This window comes from Micromonospora sp. NPDC000316 (assembly GCF_042898885.1).
In the GTDB taxonomy this organism is placed as follows: Bacteria; Actinomycetota; Actinomycetes; order Mycobacteriales; family Micromonosporaceae; genus Micromonospora.
Genome location: NZ_JBIAZG010000005.1, coordinates 337,930 through 351,664, shown reverse-complemented (window position 1 = coordinate 351,664; position 13,735 = coordinate 337,930). Strand labels below are relative to the sequence as shown.

Annotated in this window: 14 protein-coding genes; 6 read left to right on the top strand and 8 right to left on the bottom strand. The window is 66.8% G+C overall.

Annotated features, from left to right (window positions below; genetic code table 11):
• Positions 1-150: 150 nt before the first annotated feature.
• Together ACFY2Q_RS14490 and ACFY2Q_RS14485 are read right to left on the bottom strand one after the other, a co-directional pair.
• Positions 151-1,086 (bottom strand): DUF2332 domain-containing protein, encoded by a 936-nt coding sequence (locus ACFY2Q_RS14490; protein ID WP_387130231.1) that lies wholly within the window; start codon positions 1,084-1,086, stop codon positions 151-153.
• A gap of 150 nt (positions 1,087-1,236) precedes the next feature.
• A complete protein-coding gene (locus ACFY2Q_RS14485) occupies positions 1,237-1,992 on the bottom strand; it encodes a GNAT family N-acetyltransferase (RefSeq protein WP_387130229.1) in 756 nt (251 codons plus the stop codon).
• Positions 1,993-2,132: 140 nt separating this feature from the next.
• Between ACFY2Q_RS14485 and ACFY2Q_RS14480 the strand changes: the two genes are divergently transcribed.
• The 3 genes from ACFY2Q_RS14480 to ACFY2Q_RS14470 all read left to right on the top strand — a co-directional run bounded on the left by ACFY2Q_RS14480 (position 2,133) and on the right by ACFY2Q_RS14470 (position 4,353).
• Entirely contained in the window at positions 2,133-2,693 is a 561-nt protein-coding gene (locus ACFY2Q_RS14480) for a PadR family transcriptional regulator (protein WP_387130227.1), read from the top strand.
• On the top strand, positions 2,693-3,112 hold the full coding sequence (locus ACFY2Q_RS14475) for a hypothetical protein (protein ID WP_387130225.1): 420 nt from the start codon (positions 2,693-2,695) through the stop codon (positions 3,110-3,112). Before ACFY2Q_RS14480 ends, ACFY2Q_RS14475 begins: the two co-directional genes overlap by 1 nt.
• 230 nt (positions 3,113-3,342) lie before the next feature.
• The gene (locus ACFY2Q_RS14470) at positions 3,343-4,353 is read left to right on the top strand and encodes an LPXTG cell wall anchor domain-containing protein (RefSeq protein WP_387130223.1); all 1,011 of its coding nucleotides are present in this window, start codon (positions 3,343-3,345) and stop codon (positions 4,351-4,353) included.
• Between the two features lie 223 nt (positions 4,354-4,576).
• Here the strand turns inward: ACFY2Q_RS14470 and ACFY2Q_RS14465 are convergent, their stop codons facing one another.
• A complete protein-coding gene (locus tag ACFY2Q_RS14465; protein WP_387130221.1) occupies positions 4,577-4,780 on the bottom strand; it encodes a hypothetical protein in 204 nt (67 codons plus the stop codon).
• Positions 4,781-4,991: 211 nt separating this feature from the next.
• Positions 4,992-5,171: a hypothetical protein gene (locus ACFY2Q_RS14460; protein WP_387130220.1), complete on the bottom strand. Its 180-nt coding sequence runs from the start codon at positions 5,169-5,171 to the stop codon at positions 4,992-4,994.
• A gap of 306 nt (positions 5,172-5,477) precedes the next feature.
• Between ACFY2Q_RS14460 and ACFY2Q_RS14455 the strand changes: the two genes are divergently transcribed.
• The 3 genes from ACFY2Q_RS14455 to ACFY2Q_RS14445 all read left to right on the top strand — a co-directional run bounded on the left by ACFY2Q_RS14455 (position 5,478) and on the right by ACFY2Q_RS14445 (position 7,021).
• Positions 5,478-6,338, top strand: a complete 861-nt coding sequence (locus ACFY2Q_RS14455; RefSeq protein ID WP_387130219.1) for a DUF5753 domain-containing protein — start codon at positions 5,478-5,480, stop codon at positions 6,336-6,338.
• A 10-nt stretch (positions 6,339-6,348) separates the two neighbouring features.
• A complete protein-coding gene (locus ACFY2Q_RS14450; protein WP_387130218.1) occupies positions 6,349-6,531 on the top strand; it encodes a DUF397 domain-containing protein in 183 nt (60 codons plus the stop codon).
• Between the two features lie 280 nt (positions 6,532-6,811).
• On the top strand, positions 6,812-7,021 hold the full coding sequence (locus tag ACFY2Q_RS14445; protein ID WP_387130217.1) for a helix-turn-helix transcriptional regulator: 210 nt from the start codon (positions 6,812-6,814) through the stop codon (positions 7,019-7,021).
• Between the two features lie 55 nt (positions 7,022-7,076).
• Here ACFY2Q_RS14445 and ACFY2Q_RS14440 read toward each other — a convergent pair whose 3' ends face one another.
• The 4 genes from ACFY2Q_RS14440 to nrdR form a co-directional block, all read right to left on the bottom strand.
• Positions 7,077-8,069 (bottom strand): YaaC family protein, encoded by a 993-nt coding sequence (locus ACFY2Q_RS14440; RefSeq protein WP_387130216.1) that lies wholly within the window; start codon positions 8,067-8,069, stop codon positions 7,077-7,079.
• 342 nt (positions 8,070-8,411) lie between these two features.
• Positions 8,412-9,542: a hypothetical protein gene (locus ACFY2Q_RS14435; RefSeq protein ID WP_387130215.1), complete on the bottom strand. Its 1,131-nt coding sequence runs from the start codon at positions 9,540-9,542 to the stop codon at positions 8,412-8,414.
• A 344-nt stretch (positions 9,543-9,886) separates the two neighbouring features.
• Positions 9,887-12,778 (bottom strand): vitamin B12-dependent ribonucleotide reductase, encoded by a 2,892-nt coding sequence (locus tag ACFY2Q_RS14430; RefSeq protein WP_387130213.1) that lies wholly within the window; start codon positions 12,776-12,778, stop codon positions 9,887-9,889.
• 62 nt (positions 12,779-12,840) lie between these two features.
• The gene (gene nrdR, locus ACFY2Q_RS14425; RefSeq protein WP_053657503.1) at positions 12,841-13,344 is read right to left on the bottom strand and encodes a transcriptional regulator NrdR; all 504 of its coding nucleotides are present in this window, start codon (positions 13,342-13,344) and stop codon (positions 12,841-12,843) included.
• Positions 13,345-13,735 lie beyond the last annotated feature (391 nt).

The following is a 13,735-nucleotide window of genomic DNA, read 5'->3' as shown; positions in this document are numbered from 1 at the left end:
CCCGTTGAAGCAGAGCAAAGGGCGCGGGGCAGGGCACCGCCGGAGTGTGGCCGGCGGTAGCCGCTGACGTTGGCGTGGGCCTCGCCACGATCCGGCGCGTGGCCCAACCGCGAGGCGCCGTCGACAGAGGCGGCCGCCCGACTCGCGGTATTAGGCGAACCAGGTCATCGCCTGGCCGTGGCCCCGGGTCCAGGCCAGCGGCGTGCCGTCCAACGCCAGCACGTTGTGCGGCCCTTCCCCCGGCGGCGTCGGCAGCCCGCCGTAGGGCAGCACCTCGGGCGCCTCGGTGGCGACCCAATGTCCGGGCAGGCCACGGACCAGCCGGACGAACGCCTCCCGGCGCGGCGCTGGCACCTGGTAGAGCACGGAGCTGTGGAAGACCACTAGCGTCGCGCCGGTCGGCGCCCGCGCGGCAAGCGCCGGCAGGTCGTCCACCAGATCGCCACGGACCAGCAGCGGCGGGTCGGCTGCGGCGACCGCCGCCGCGGCCCGTAGCCGCGACCGCCGGTGCTCGTGCTCCGGCCAGATCAGCGCGTCCAACCAGGACACGTCGTCGGGGTCGGTCACGTCGAGCGGGTTGAGGTCGAGGCCAGCCCGCCACACCACCTCCGGTACGCGTGCCGGCGGCACCAATCCGCTGGCCGCGCACTCCAGGACGGGCTCGCCGGTGCCGACCTGATGATCGCCGTAACGGTAGGCGTACCGGTCGGGATAGAGGCAGAGCCCGGCGGACGCGCCGACCTCCAGCAGGGCGAGCGGCTGCGGCAGCGCGGCGAGCACCGGCAGCAACACAGCGCACCGGCCGGCCTCGTTCGTCTGGGTGGCGCGTACGCGCATCTGCGCCTCGATGACCGGCCAGTTCGCCACCGCGTAGTCGTGGAACGCCGCCGGGTCGTCGACCGGGCCGCCGAGCCAGCGGACGACGCCGAACAGCAGGTTCGGTTGCCGCTTGGCCGGCGGTAGCCCGTCGAGCAGGGCGAGCAGTTCGGCGTCGCGGGACACTGCCAGGGACAGCCGCTCGTACGCGGGCGACACCCCGCGCACGTCGCGGCCGGCGAACCTGGCGTACGCCTCAGCGGTCGTCATGCCCCGATCGTCGCAGCCTCCGCCGGCAACCGGTGCCCCGCTTCCCCGCCGGGCGGTTTCGTGGCCCCGGCAGGTCGCCGCCACGGATGGCGACCCGGGCCAGGCTGTACCGCGCCTCCACCGGGTCTCCCCCTGCGCGTTCGGTCACCGTTACTCGAACACGGTCCAGGTCTCGACGAGACGGAAGCCCATCGACTCGTACAGGGACCGACCCATCTCGCTGGCTTGCAGGTACGCGGCGTCCGCGCCGGCGGCGATCGCGTCCAACAGCACGGCCTCGGTGATCGCCCGACCCAGGCCACGGCCCCGGGCGGCCGGGGCGACGGCGATGTTGAACACACCGACCGTGCCGGCGGTCCGCAGCCCGAGACCGGTGCCAGCGGGGTGGCCCGACTCCTCCGCCAGATAGCCGGCGATGGCGTCGACGTCGAGCACCCCACCGCCCATCAGTGAGCCGAAGGCAGCCGCGGGAGCTTCGAACCCCTCGGCGAGAGTCGCGGTGTAGAGGTCGCTCTCGGCCGCACCGACCCGGCGTACCAGCTTTCGCTGCGCCTCGTCGGCCCGGAACACGATGTCGCCCGCGGCGCACACCAGCATCGGCAGCTCACTGCGCTGCACCAGGCCGTGCCGGGCCGCCAGCTCGACGACATCGTCCCCCGCCTCGCCACGCACCTGGATCGACCAGCGTGGGACCAGCCCGCTGACCTCCGCCGCCAGCTCGTCGAACGCCTCGAGATCCGGCTCCAACGTCGTGTCGTAGATCGTGTTCAGCGTCGCGATGTCGGCGTACGACACGGCCGCGCGCGCTGTCCCCCGCTCGGCGTACCAGCCCTTCGGGGTGGCCGCGCAGAGGACCTTGAGGGCCTCGAACTGCGCAGCCGCCACCCGGTCAGCAATGTCGTTCACGTCCGCATCTCCCAGGTCTGCCGTGGTTCGCAGCAACCGAGGGTACCCGGCACACCCGATCTTTCCCCCTTGACGCGGCATGATGCCTCTAGTAGATATATCTGCCAGATACCTCAACTGAGGTGCGAGGAGAGCAGACGATGGCGCGATCGAGTCAGACCCACATGGCCGTGCTCGGCGCGCTGAGCATCGAGCCGATGACCGGTTACGCGCTGCGGGAGGCGATCCACGAGGTGCTCGGGCACTTCTGGAGTGAGAGCTTCGGGCAGATCTACCCGGCGCTAGCAGAGTTGGAGCGGCTCGGGTTCGTGCAGCGGAGCGGATCGACCAAGGCCGGCTCGTCGACGTTTGCCATCACCCCATCGGGCACCAGCCGGCTCCGTGAGCTGCTTGCCCAGCCGGTCCAGGCAGCGCCCGCCCGCAACGGCCTGCTGCTTCGCTTGTTCTTCGGCCGCACCCTGGGTGTCGAGGCGTGCCGTGCACTCGTCACCGCGGCCAAGGCCGACGCACAACAGCGACTGCTCCAGTTCGACGGCCTGGCCGCCCAGATCGCCAGCGAGCCACAGCACGCCGACGAAGCACCTTTCTGGCACCTCACGATCTCGGCGGGGCGCCACAGCGCCCAGGCGACTATCGCCTGGGCGCAGGAATGCCTCGCGGCACTCGACAACATCGATCCCGCACGACAGGAGAGCGCCTGATGGCAGCGATGACCACGGCCTGGGCTCCGGCACAGGTCGCGGCGGTGGCAGCCGCCGCCGGAATGGCCGGCATAGCGCTGTTCCAGTTGGGCATCGCGCTGGGAGCGCCACTGGGGCAAGCCGCCTGGGGTGGCGCCCACGCAGGCAAGCTGCCGACCGGGTTGCGAATCGCAAGCGGTGTGGCAGTCCTCGTCTGGACGTGCGCCGCGCTGGTGGTGCTCCGTCGGGGCGGGCTCGGACTGCACGCGACACCCGAGGCCGTAGCCCGCTGGGGCGTCTGGATCCTTTTTGGACTACTGCTTCTCGGTGCGTTGATGAATGCCGCTTCCTCAAGCGCCTGGGAGCGATACTTGTGGGCGCCATACGCGCTGATAGTCAGCGGCCTGTGCTTCCTGGCAGCCGTCGGCGACTGGACCTGATCGCGGCGTCGACGAACGCCCAGCGGCATGAGGTGCACCGCCCGGGCGCCGGAGCGGGAAGCCCTCTTGTGGAAATCGAGCTCATTCGCTTTTTGCCCGTGAGCTTTCACCGATTATCAAGCAAGCGTGATCGGATACTTTCCGATCACGGTCTCGATCTCGGGACAGCGGAGGGACTCACCCAGCCGCTAGCATCGCGCTGATTCCCGACCCTCTTTACGGAGACCGCCATGCGCAAACTTGCCGCCGCCGCCCTCATGGGCGTGCTCGTGGCCGTCCTCCCGGTAACGGGCGCCCTAGCGGCCGCCCCCAAGCCGGATATCGCGGTGACCACCGCCGCCGACAAGGGCAACTACGCAACGGGCGAGACCTTCACCGTCACGGTCACGGTGAAGAACAAGAGCTCTGTCAAAGCCAAGCACGTGCACTACACCGGCGGCGACAGCGAAGGCGTCGACGCTGTCGCCTACGGTGTGCTCTCGACCGGCTTCGACCTCGCCGCCGGCGCCACCAAGATTGTTAAGATCACCGGCAAGATCAACCCCATGGCTCGGAAGGCCGGCTACGGATTCATCGCCTTCTCGCTTGCCGCCGACAACGGCGAGGCCAACAACGCCGACAACATCACCAGCGTACGGCTGCTGGTGCCGGGTGCCTTCGGCGATCTCGGCGGCTACGTCTACCAGGGTGAGTCCTCTGGCGCCGAATGGACGCCCCAGACGCCCGGCGTCCCGAGTGTCAAGGTCGTCGCCACCAGCGCCGACGGCAAGACGAAGTACGCCGAGGCCATCACGGACGCCAAGGGCCTGTTCCGTTTCGCCCGCATCCCCGCCGGCGACGTCCTGCTGACCTTCACCGCCCCGGCGGGCTGGAAGATCCTGGCCGGCGACAACAATGAGGAGAACTACACTCTGACGCAGGTCAGGGGCGACGACAGCGACGAGCCGCGCGTCTTCGTGGTGGCAAAGAAGGTCGCCGTGAGCTCGCCGAGCGCCTCACCGTCGGCGTCGGCATCGCCGTCGGCATCGGCATCCCCGTCGGCAACGGCGTCGGCATCGCCGTCGGCATCGGCAACGGCGTCGGCACCGGCATCGCCGTCGGCATCGGTGAGCGCTGGCCCCGGCCTTCCTGTCACCGGCGACAACACCATGCTGCTCGCCGGCGCTGCTGCGGCCGCCGTCGCGGTCGGTGTCGCGCTGCTGCTCGTCGCACGCCGCCGCCGCATTCGTCTGCAGGCCTGATCGAGCGAGGCGCTCCAGCGGCCGAACACCACACCCGCAGGCTGTAGCGTCCCGGCCAGTCGAGCAAGGCGAAGGCGCCGAGGCCCCAGCACCCCGCTGGAGCCTCGGCGCCGCGACTGCGGCCGCGACAACGCCCTCAACGCGCGCTCCCCGCAGAGGACCTCGAGGGCGTTGAACTGCGCCGCCGTCACCCGGTCAGCAATCTCGTTCACGTCTGCATCTCTCATGTCTCCGGTGTTTCGCAGCGACCGAGAGCACCGGCATGGCGCTCCTTCCTCCGCTGAGAGATCTCCTCCAGGTGCTGTCGCAGGTGTTGGCGCACCATTTCGTCCCAGACCTCCTGGTCATAGTCGGGGTCAGGCGGAATCCACTTGTGCGAGTTGTCGCTGTAGTGGAACCGCTCGTCACCCCGCCGAATCAGGCTCACCGGACCCACCCCAGGAAGCGGCGGTGCAGCAGCCCGGCGGGTACCCAGGTCAGGTCCTCGGCCGCCCAGACCAGGTAGGACCCCATGTAAAGACTCAAAGACACGGGCGCGCCGTCGAACTCGGCGCGCAACTCCGTGCGGCGGGTCCGGCACGGCCAGGGCGCGGAACAGCCACCGCACGTCCACACCGGAAGGACCGGGCCGTGCGTCGTCACGACAGACCATCCAGGAAGCGCCGGGTGGCGACCCGGGCGTGCCAGCGAGTCGCCCATTCCGCCTGATAACAGGGGTACGGGGACAGCCGCGACCACCACCAGCGACAACCCGCACAGAGCCCGTCAACGCCGGGCAGGTGCACCGCCACAATTCGTGCGGCCTGATCGTCGGTCACTCCTGCTCCTCCCCTGGCCAGTGGCCTCGCCGAATCGGGATGCGGTGCCGGGCACGACAGGGCAGATCCGCGCCGCAGCGACAGATCCGACGCCACCGCCGCCACGACCAGACCGGCCGATGCCGCCGCGCCAGAGTCATCGCCACCGCCAGCAGGTAGTCGTCGTACGGCACACGCGATCCCATACGGCTCCAAAGTTGGACTCCTATTTTGGAAGTACAACAAGGCTAGAAGTTGGACTCCTAATTTGGGAACCTCTTCGCGGCGTGTCGCGATGACCGGCTACGTCCGGGCCATAATCAGCCGGTGGTGAACCCGACGATCCAGCGACGGCGCCTCGGCCTTGCTCTCAAACGGGCTCGTGAAGGCGCAGGCAAGACGCAGGACGAGGCGGCGGCCGTCATCGACGCGGCAGCAAGCAAAATCAGCAGGGTCGAGCTTGGACAGTCCGGGATCAAGCTCACCGATCTGAACCTGCTGCTCGATCTCTACGGGATCCGTGGTGATGAAGCCGAGCCGCTACGCGACCTCGCACGCGCAGGGCGACAGCGCGGTCGCTGGAGCACCTACCGCAACGCCGTGCCGGACTGGTTCCGCCAGTACCTGGACCTTGAGGGTGACGCTTCAGAGATCCGCTGGTACCAGCCGGAGGTCATCCCGGGTGTCCTTCAGATCGAGCCGTACATCCGTGCCATGAACGCGATCGCCCATCCACGGCCACCCGCCGATGAGGTGGACCGGCAGGTTGCCATTCGCATGGAGCGACAGTCCATCCTGCGGCAGGACGACGGACCCGACCTGAGCTTCATCCTCAGCGAGTCGGCGCTGCGGCGAAGCATCGGCGACGGGGCAACGATGCGCAGCCAGCTTCTGCACTTGGCGGAGGTCGGCGGGCAGCCCAACATCGCGCTCCAGGTCTTCCCGTTCGACGCGCAGACCTACGAGACAGCCTCGTTCAGCTTCATCATCCTGCGCTTCGGTGACGACTCGGCATCGGACGTGATCTACGTCGAAACCTTCACCGACGCCGACTACCTTGACCGGCCGGACGCGGTACGGGCCCACACTCGGCTGTGGGACCGACTCCGGGCAGCCGCTCTCGGGCCGGTAGAGTCGCGCAAGCTCATCCTGAGGATGGCGGACGACGTGGAGCGGCAACAGACCTGAGAGAGTGATCATGGAAACCACGGATCGCCTGGTCTGGCGTAAGTCGAGCTACAGCGACAACAACGGCGGTGCCTGCGTCGAGGTTGCCGAACTGGATACGAACATCGTGGTGCGCGACAGCAAGGATCCCAGTGGCTCGCACCTTCGCTTCACGAGAGGCGCATGGACGGGGTTCGTACGTAGCATCCGGTAGCTCCCGGTCGCAAATACCAAAGGGCAGCAGACGTGCCGTGCACTCGGGGCGGTGCAAGAGCCTCCAGCGGCAGCAACGGCGCCCACGTCGAGGTCAGATGCGTCCACCGACCTGACGAGGCCCATGACGACAGGACCCCGCCGGCCCAGTCCTACGGCGCGAAAGCCGCTCCCTGGAACACGTCCTCAGCTGAGGCTCGCGATGGTCGCTCTACTCGTTGCTGCTGCGGTTCCAGTGAGACCGGCCCCGGCGCAGCCCAACGCGCACCTACGATCAGGCTGTGAAGCGACCGCGCTTGTACGGGCCTGGCGAGTTGGCCGGCCTGTTCAACGTGTCGCGACAGCGGGTGCTGCAGATCACCCGCCGACCCGGCTTCCCTGAGCCGATAGCCCGCCTGATCGGGACGACCATCTGGGACGCGGACGAGGTGGACGAGTGGGCCAAGCACAATCGCCCACCTCGCCCGACCGAGGGCGTCGAAGACGGCTGATCCGGTGGCACCCCGGAGCTTCCACAGCACCTCGCAAGGTCTCGCGAGTCGCCGTTTAACCCGGATCGTCGATCTTCAGTAGGATGTTTAGCAGTATCTCCGGAATACGGACGACGGCGTCGTCGAGCAAATGCTCAACTGCAGTGGCGTGGGGGGACGAGTTAATGTCGATCATCTTTACCCAGTTTGCTGGTTCGTAGCGGGCCAGCGAAGACAGGGCGAGAAGTGTCGCCCACCATGCCAATACTGGGTGCAAAGGATGCCTCATGCTGCCTACGGCGGGAGTAATGAAAAGCCAACTACCGTCGCTGCTGCCATAGCGAGCGACCAATCGCGATCCAGGCTGTATCAGTGCGGGCCTCTCACCGTTTGCAAGGTCAAAGTGGATGTCTAGCGACACCGCGAAATCGTTCGGATTCCACGCTACATTGGGGGTCGCATTCCAGGAAAGTCCTTCGAGGGCGGGATAACGCGCGAAGTGACGCGCGAGACTCTCTTTATCTTGGCCGTAGAGTTTCGGAACAGCGTGCCGGATCCAGGCAAGGCTGGCGCCGTACAGATGATGATGCTGTGGCCAAGCGCCCGGGCTGAACATGATCGCCGACAGCGTCTCCTTCTTATCGAGCGGGGCCCGGGCCGACTCCGGTATGAGCGGCCACAGATCCCCGAGCCTGACGCGCTCCTCCTGCACGAGTGCCTGGAAGTCCAGCACCGTCGCCATGGCCTGGAAGAGTCCCTCGCCCTTTGCGTAGACCTCCACCTCGGGCAACTGCTGCGCCTCGGTCGATGCGCTCAATCCGTGGCCGTGAACACGCCAGCTTTGTCCGATTCTTGGCGAGGCCGCGACGACGGCACGACTTCCCTGCGATAGGGCATAGAAGAGTTGCAGCGGCCGGGTAGCGTAGTCGGCACTGGTAGCTGCCTTGGTGAACTGTTCGCACTGCTCAAGGGCGGCCTGGAAGGTGCTGCGACGTGCACCCCGGCCATTCGCGAATCCAGGAGGATCATGGCGCAGTGACCGAAGATTTCGCCATGTTGATGTGCTCACGGCCACCTCCAATACAGCCCACATCGAACCGGATCATGACACGGGAGCATAGGCCGCCGAGGAGCCAGAAGGAATCGGATAATCGGATGCCCGGCACAACGCCACCTCGTCTCATCATCGATTTAACTATCATGCCGTGAGCCGCGAGTTCCGGATCGCGGCAGCCGACGCTCCGCAGCAGCTGGATGCGCCGGGGAGAATGCGCCTGTGCGGTTCTCTGATTGGGATCATGATGCCCGGTCGTGCATGCGGGTTCGACGCTCGGCAGGAACAGGACCCGTTGCCCGGTACCACGTGCGTCATCGCACGCGCTGGTGCGTCCTGGCCTTCGCCAGTTGCCAGCTAAACGAAACCGGTTTCCTCTAACCCACTCAGAGACGGGCTTCCGCGTGACAACTCGGTATGGATCAAATAGCAGAGGCTGCGGCGCAGCTGCGCGATGGTTAGTGTGGGCCGTCGGGACGGCGCAGCGGGAAGGAAGGCGTCAGACAGGTAGGAGACCCGACGTTCGCCAGCGTGGATGAAAGATGATCGAACAACGTACGCATTCTTAAACGCTAACCACACGTCTTTGGAGTTTTTAAAAAAATGCTTCGGGGTCTCTTCAGACCACGTACCGCCGACCGCACTGCGCGAGCGCGAATCGTATTGCCATTCATAGGTGCGAACGGGCTCTTGCCAAAAGTCCAGCGGTATGTTAGTGGCGGCGTAATTCGCGAACGACTCAGCAAGCTTCAGGTGCCTGAGGTGGCGGTCACCTAGGAGCCGCTCGCGAATCGCAGCGGCCTGACCATGATCGAGATTGAGCTGTGCCATAAATTCGTCCCAGTCACTAGCGCCCGACCAATCAGACCACGCCTTTAATTTCTCCCCGAACCGCTGTGCCAGCGCCTCGATTCCGCCGACCAGAAGTGAGAACGCGCCGGAGACGTCGCTGGGTAAGAGCAAGGTCGCGCAATAGTGCATATGAATAGCAGCGCAAACCGTTTCCATATCTTTTTGACCGAGGCTGGTGATGCGCGCAGCTGCGTCAAGAAATTTGCGGTTCACTTGCCGCCAAGGTGGCAGCGGAGCATCGAGGATCGGGTCGATGCGTCCCCCGACGGGGACAGCCATGATCCCGCTTTCGACTTCAAGAAAGACCTCTGGGACAACCTGACATCGTCGATCAGTGGCGAAGGTGAGCAATGCACCGAGCAGGGCGTCGAACTCGGGCTGATCGAAGTTATCAACCTTTGTCGATGGACGTATTGCACGGACTAGAGTCACGCCGAGAGGGCTCGGAGACCCGGGATGATCGTGACGTGATTGCGCCTCCGCGGCGAGGAATCCGCTACCGTCGGCGGGTGTCAAGCCAGGATGTATCAAGCGCTGTGCCTCGAACCGTGGCTTCTTCTTGCGACTTTGCGTCCTTAACCCTTCCAGCCAAGCCTTGAGTAGCCTCGCGCCGGTAGGGTCATCAGCTTTGATCAACTATCCCGCCTGCCATAGTGGTCGCGGCCACTTTACCGAACTTGGAGAGTCGGCGCAGCCAGCTTTATCGGCACTACGCTTGGCGTCTCACTGCGACCCGTCGACCATCCCGTTGCCACCGGCGTCCCGCACGAGAACACACTGTCCTGGACGGCCGTGACTCCGGCGGGCCTGGCTTTGTAGCCGCCTTCCCCGCCGTACGACATGTCGCGGTTGGCGCCGTGCGCGCTCGTAGCCGCTGGTCGGGCGTCCGCCTCTGCAAAGTTCTTGCGAGCGCGGAGTACCTGGAAACGGCGCTGCCCCGACCTTCCATAGGGAGGCCGGGGCAGCGCTTATCGCGTACGTCAGCTGCAGCCGCTGGTGGAGCCGCAGCCCTCGCAGACGTAGCAGCTACCGGCGGGGCGCATCTTCGTACCGCAGGTGAAGCACAGCGGCGCGTCGGCGGCCTTGCCGATGACAGCCTCCAGCAGTTCGGTGCTGGAGCCCACGCTCGGAGCCGGCTTGGCAGCGGCCACGTCGGCCATCTCCTGGGCCGGCTGGGCGACGGCCTCCGGCTTGGTCGGAGCCTCCACCGGTGCGGACGACGCCATCGCGGTGAGCTCAGCGCCCGTGACGCCTGCTGCTTCCGCGTCGGCCTCGGCCCGCAGCTGGGCGGCCCGCTCGCTGGCGGTGAAGATGCCCAGCTCGGCGCGACGCTCGTAGGGCAGGAAGTCCAGCGCCAGGCGACGGAAGATGTAGTCCATCACCGACGCTGCCATGCGCACGTCCGGGTCGTCGGTCATGCCGGCCGGCTCGAAGCGCATGTTTGTGAACTTGCTGACGAACGTCTCCAGCGGCACGCCGTACTGCAGGCCGATGCTGATGGCCACCGAGAAGGCGTCCATCACGCCGGCCAGGGTCGAGCCCTGCTTGGACATCTTGAGGAAGACCTCACCGAGGCCGTCGTCCGGGTAGGACGACGCGGTGAGGTAACCCTCGGCGCCACCGACGGAGAAGCTGACCGTCTCGGAGGGGCGCTTCTTGGGCAGGCGCTTGCGCACCGGCCGGTACTCGACGACCTTCTCGACCACCGGCGCGGCGGCTGCGGTCTCGACGGCGGCCGGCTCGGTGGCCTTGTTGTTCTTCGCCACCGACAGGGGCTGGCCGACCTTGCAGTTGTCCCGGTAGATCGCCAGCGCCTTGAGGCCGAGCTTCCAGCCCTCGAAGTAGATCTTCTCGACGTCCTCGACGGTGGCAGCCTCCGGCATGTTGACCGTCTTGGAGATGGCGCCGGAGACGAACGGCTGGATGGCCGCCATCATCCGCACGTGGCCCATCGGGGCGATCGTCCGCTCCCCCATGGCGCAGTCGAAGACCGCGTAGTGCTCCGGCTTGAGGCCCGGGGCGTCCACCACGTGGCCGTTGTCGGCGATGTGCTCGACGATCGCCTCGACCTGCTCCTCGGGGTAGCCGAGGCTGCGCAGGGCACGCGGCACCGTCTGGTTGACGATCTGCATCGAGCCGCCGCCGACGAGCTTCTTGAACTTGACGAGCGCCAGGTCCGGCTCCACGCCTGTCGTGTCGCAGTCCATCATGAAGCCGATGGTGCCGGTCGGCGCGAGGACGCTCGCCTGCGCGTTGCGCCAGCCGAACTTGTCACCGATCTTGTTGCCCTGGGTCCACTGCTTGGTCGCCTCGCGGACGATAGCGGTGGCCACCGGGCTGGTGGGCTTGATCTCGTCGTTCGCGGCGGCGTGCTTGCGCATGACCCGCTTGTGCGGCTCGGCGTTGCGGGCGTAGCCGTCGTACGGGCCGACGACGCCTGCCAGCTCGGCCGAGCGGCGGTACGCGGTGCCGGTCATCAGCGAGGTGATCGACGCGGCGACCGAGCGGCCCTGCTCCGAGTCGTACGGCAGGCCGGAGGCCATCAGCAGGGCGCCCAGGTTGGCGTAGCCGATGCCGAGCTGCCGGTAGGCGCGGGACGTCTCACCGATCTTGTCGGTCGGGAAGTCGGCGAAGCAGATCGAGATGTCCATCGCGGTGATGACGAACTCGACGGACTTGACGAACTTCTCCACCTCGAAGCCACCGTCGGCGCGGAGGAACTTCATCAGGTTGAGCGAGGCGAGGTTGCACGAGGAGTTGTCCAGGTGCAGGTACTCCGAGCACGGGTTCGACGCGGTGATCCGGCCGGTCTCCGGGCAGGTGTGCCAGTCGTTGATCGTGTCGTCGTACTGAAGACCCGGGTCGGCGCACTCCCACGCGGCCTGCGAAATGGTGCGGAACAGCTTCTTGGCGTCGATGGTGTCGATCACCGAGCCGTCCAGCCGGCCGCGCAGGTCGAAGCCGCCGCCGTTCTGCACCGCCGTCATGAACTCGTCGGAGACCCGCACCGAGTTGTTGGCGTTCTGATACTGCACGCTCACGATGTCGGAGCCGCCGAGGTCCATGTCGAAGCCGGCGTCCCGCAGCGCGCGGATCTTGTCCTCCTCGCGCGCCTTCGTGATCACGAACTCCTCGATGTCCGGGTGGTCCACGTCGAGGATGACCATCTTGGCCGCCCGCCGGGTCGCGCCACCGGACTTGATGGTGCCGGCGGACGCGTCCGCACCGCGCATGAAGCTGACCGGGCCGGAGGCGGTGCCACCGGAGGAGAGCAGCTCACGGGACGAGCGGATCCGCGACAGGTTGACGCCGGAGCCGGAGCCGCCCTTGAAGATCAACCCCTCTTCCTTGTACCAGTCGAGGATCGAGTCCATCGAGTCGTCCACGGCGAGGATGAAGCACGCGCTCACCTGCTGCGGCGACGGCGTACCGACGTTGAACCACACCGGCGAGTTGAAGCTGAACACCTGGTTGAGAAGCATCCAGGTCAGCTCGTGGGCGAAGACCTCGGCGTCGGCCGGGCTGGCGAAGTAGCCGTACTCCTCACCGGCGGTGCGGTAGGTGGTGACCACCCGGTCGATCAGCTGCTTGAGCGACCACTCCCGCTCCGGGGTCCCCACCGCGCCCCGGAAGTACTTGGTGGTCACGATGTTCGCGGCGTTGACGCTCCACGACTCCGGGAACTCCACGCCGCGCTGCTCGAAGTTGATCGAGCCGTCCCGCCAGTTCGTCATCACGACGTCACGGCGCTCCCAGCTGACCTCGTCGTACGGGTGGACCCCCTCGGTCGTCCACACCCGCTCGATCTTCAGCCCGGCGCTCGCGTTGGCCTTGCTACGTGACCTGCTAGTCGTCACACCATCCCCCGGCATCTCATCCGCCCCCTCGTCCGCGCGGTCATCGCGCCGCACGTCGACCTGTCAAAACACAAACCTCAGTTGGTACGGCCGGCGGTCCCCGCCGCCCCGGCCTCCGCCGCGCCCGCACGGGCGCGGGCGGCGGCACGCAATGTCTCAATTTCCTGCTCGAAGTCGGCGAGCGAGTCGAAGGACCTGTAGACGCTTGCGAACCGCAGGTACGCCACCTCGTCCAGGTCCCGCAAAGGGCCCAGGATGGCCAGCCCCACGTCGTGGCTCGGGATCTCGGCCGCGCCCTTGGCCCGGACGGTCTCCTCGACCTTCTGGGCCAGCAGCGCGATCGAGTCCTCGTCGACCGGCCGGCCCTGGCACGCCTTGCGCACCCCGCCGATGATCTTCGTCCGGCTGAACGGCTCGGTCACTCCGCTGCGCTTGACGACCGCGAGGACCGCCTCCTCGACAGTGGTGAACCGCTTGCCGCACTCCGGGCAGGACCGTCGCCGTCGGATCAACTGGCCGTCGTCGGCCTCCCGTGAGTCGACCACCCGGGAGTCGGCGTGTCGGCAGTACGGACACCGCATCGCCTACCTCCTTAATCATGATCAACCACGGGCGTACCGGACACTTCCGGGCACGACTCGACACGGCGGCGCCACCTGGAACTGGCACCCGCCGTGGTCGGCGTATCGGAGTGCGGTCGGTAGTCGGACCCAACCTGTGGGCAACTTACGCCCATGTCACTACTACATCTAGGGGTTGACCGTATGTCGCCGGCGAACCCGGGTCAAGTTGGCCGGCGTGTCCGGCGCGTCACGGACCATCCGGTCATCCGCACCCGCCGCCCCCGCCGGAAGACCCAACGCCGCGGCCCCGGCCGAGTTACCGGCCACCCGGCCGAAGTCGCCCGGAAAACGGTCGCTGTTCGAACATCAGTGCTACCCGACGTACCATTTATCAGAACATCCGCACGAC

Coding starts and splice junctions, on each gene's coding strand:
- ACFY2Q_RS14450 (WP_387130218.1), top strand. CDS start 6,349: ATGGAAACCACGGATCGCCTGGTCTGGCGTAAGTCGAGCTACAGCGAC.
- ACFY2Q_RS14430 (WP_387130213.1), bottom strand. CDS start 12,778: ATGCCGGGGGATGGTGTGACGACTAGCAGGTCACGTAGCAAGGCCAAC.
- ACFY2Q_RS14480 (WP_387130227.1), top strand. CDS start 2,133: ATGGCGCGATCGAGTCAGACCCACATGGCCGTGCTCGGCGCGCTGAGC.
- ACFY2Q_RS14470 (WP_387130223.1), top strand. CDS start 3,343: ATGCGCAAACTTGCCGCCGCCGCCCTCATGGGCGTGCTCGTGGCCGTC.
- ACFY2Q_RS14475 (WP_387130225.1), top strand. CDS start 2,693: ATGGCAGCGATGACCACGGCCTGGGCTCCGGCACAGGTCGCGGCGGTG.
- ACFY2Q_RS14490 (WP_387130231.1), bottom strand. CDS start 1,086: ATGACGACCGCTGAGGCGTACGCCAGGTTCGCCGGCCGCGACGTGCGC.
- nrdR (WP_053657503.1), bottom strand. CDS start 13,344: ATGCGGTGTCCGTACTGCCGACACGCCGACTCCCGGGTGGTCGACTCA.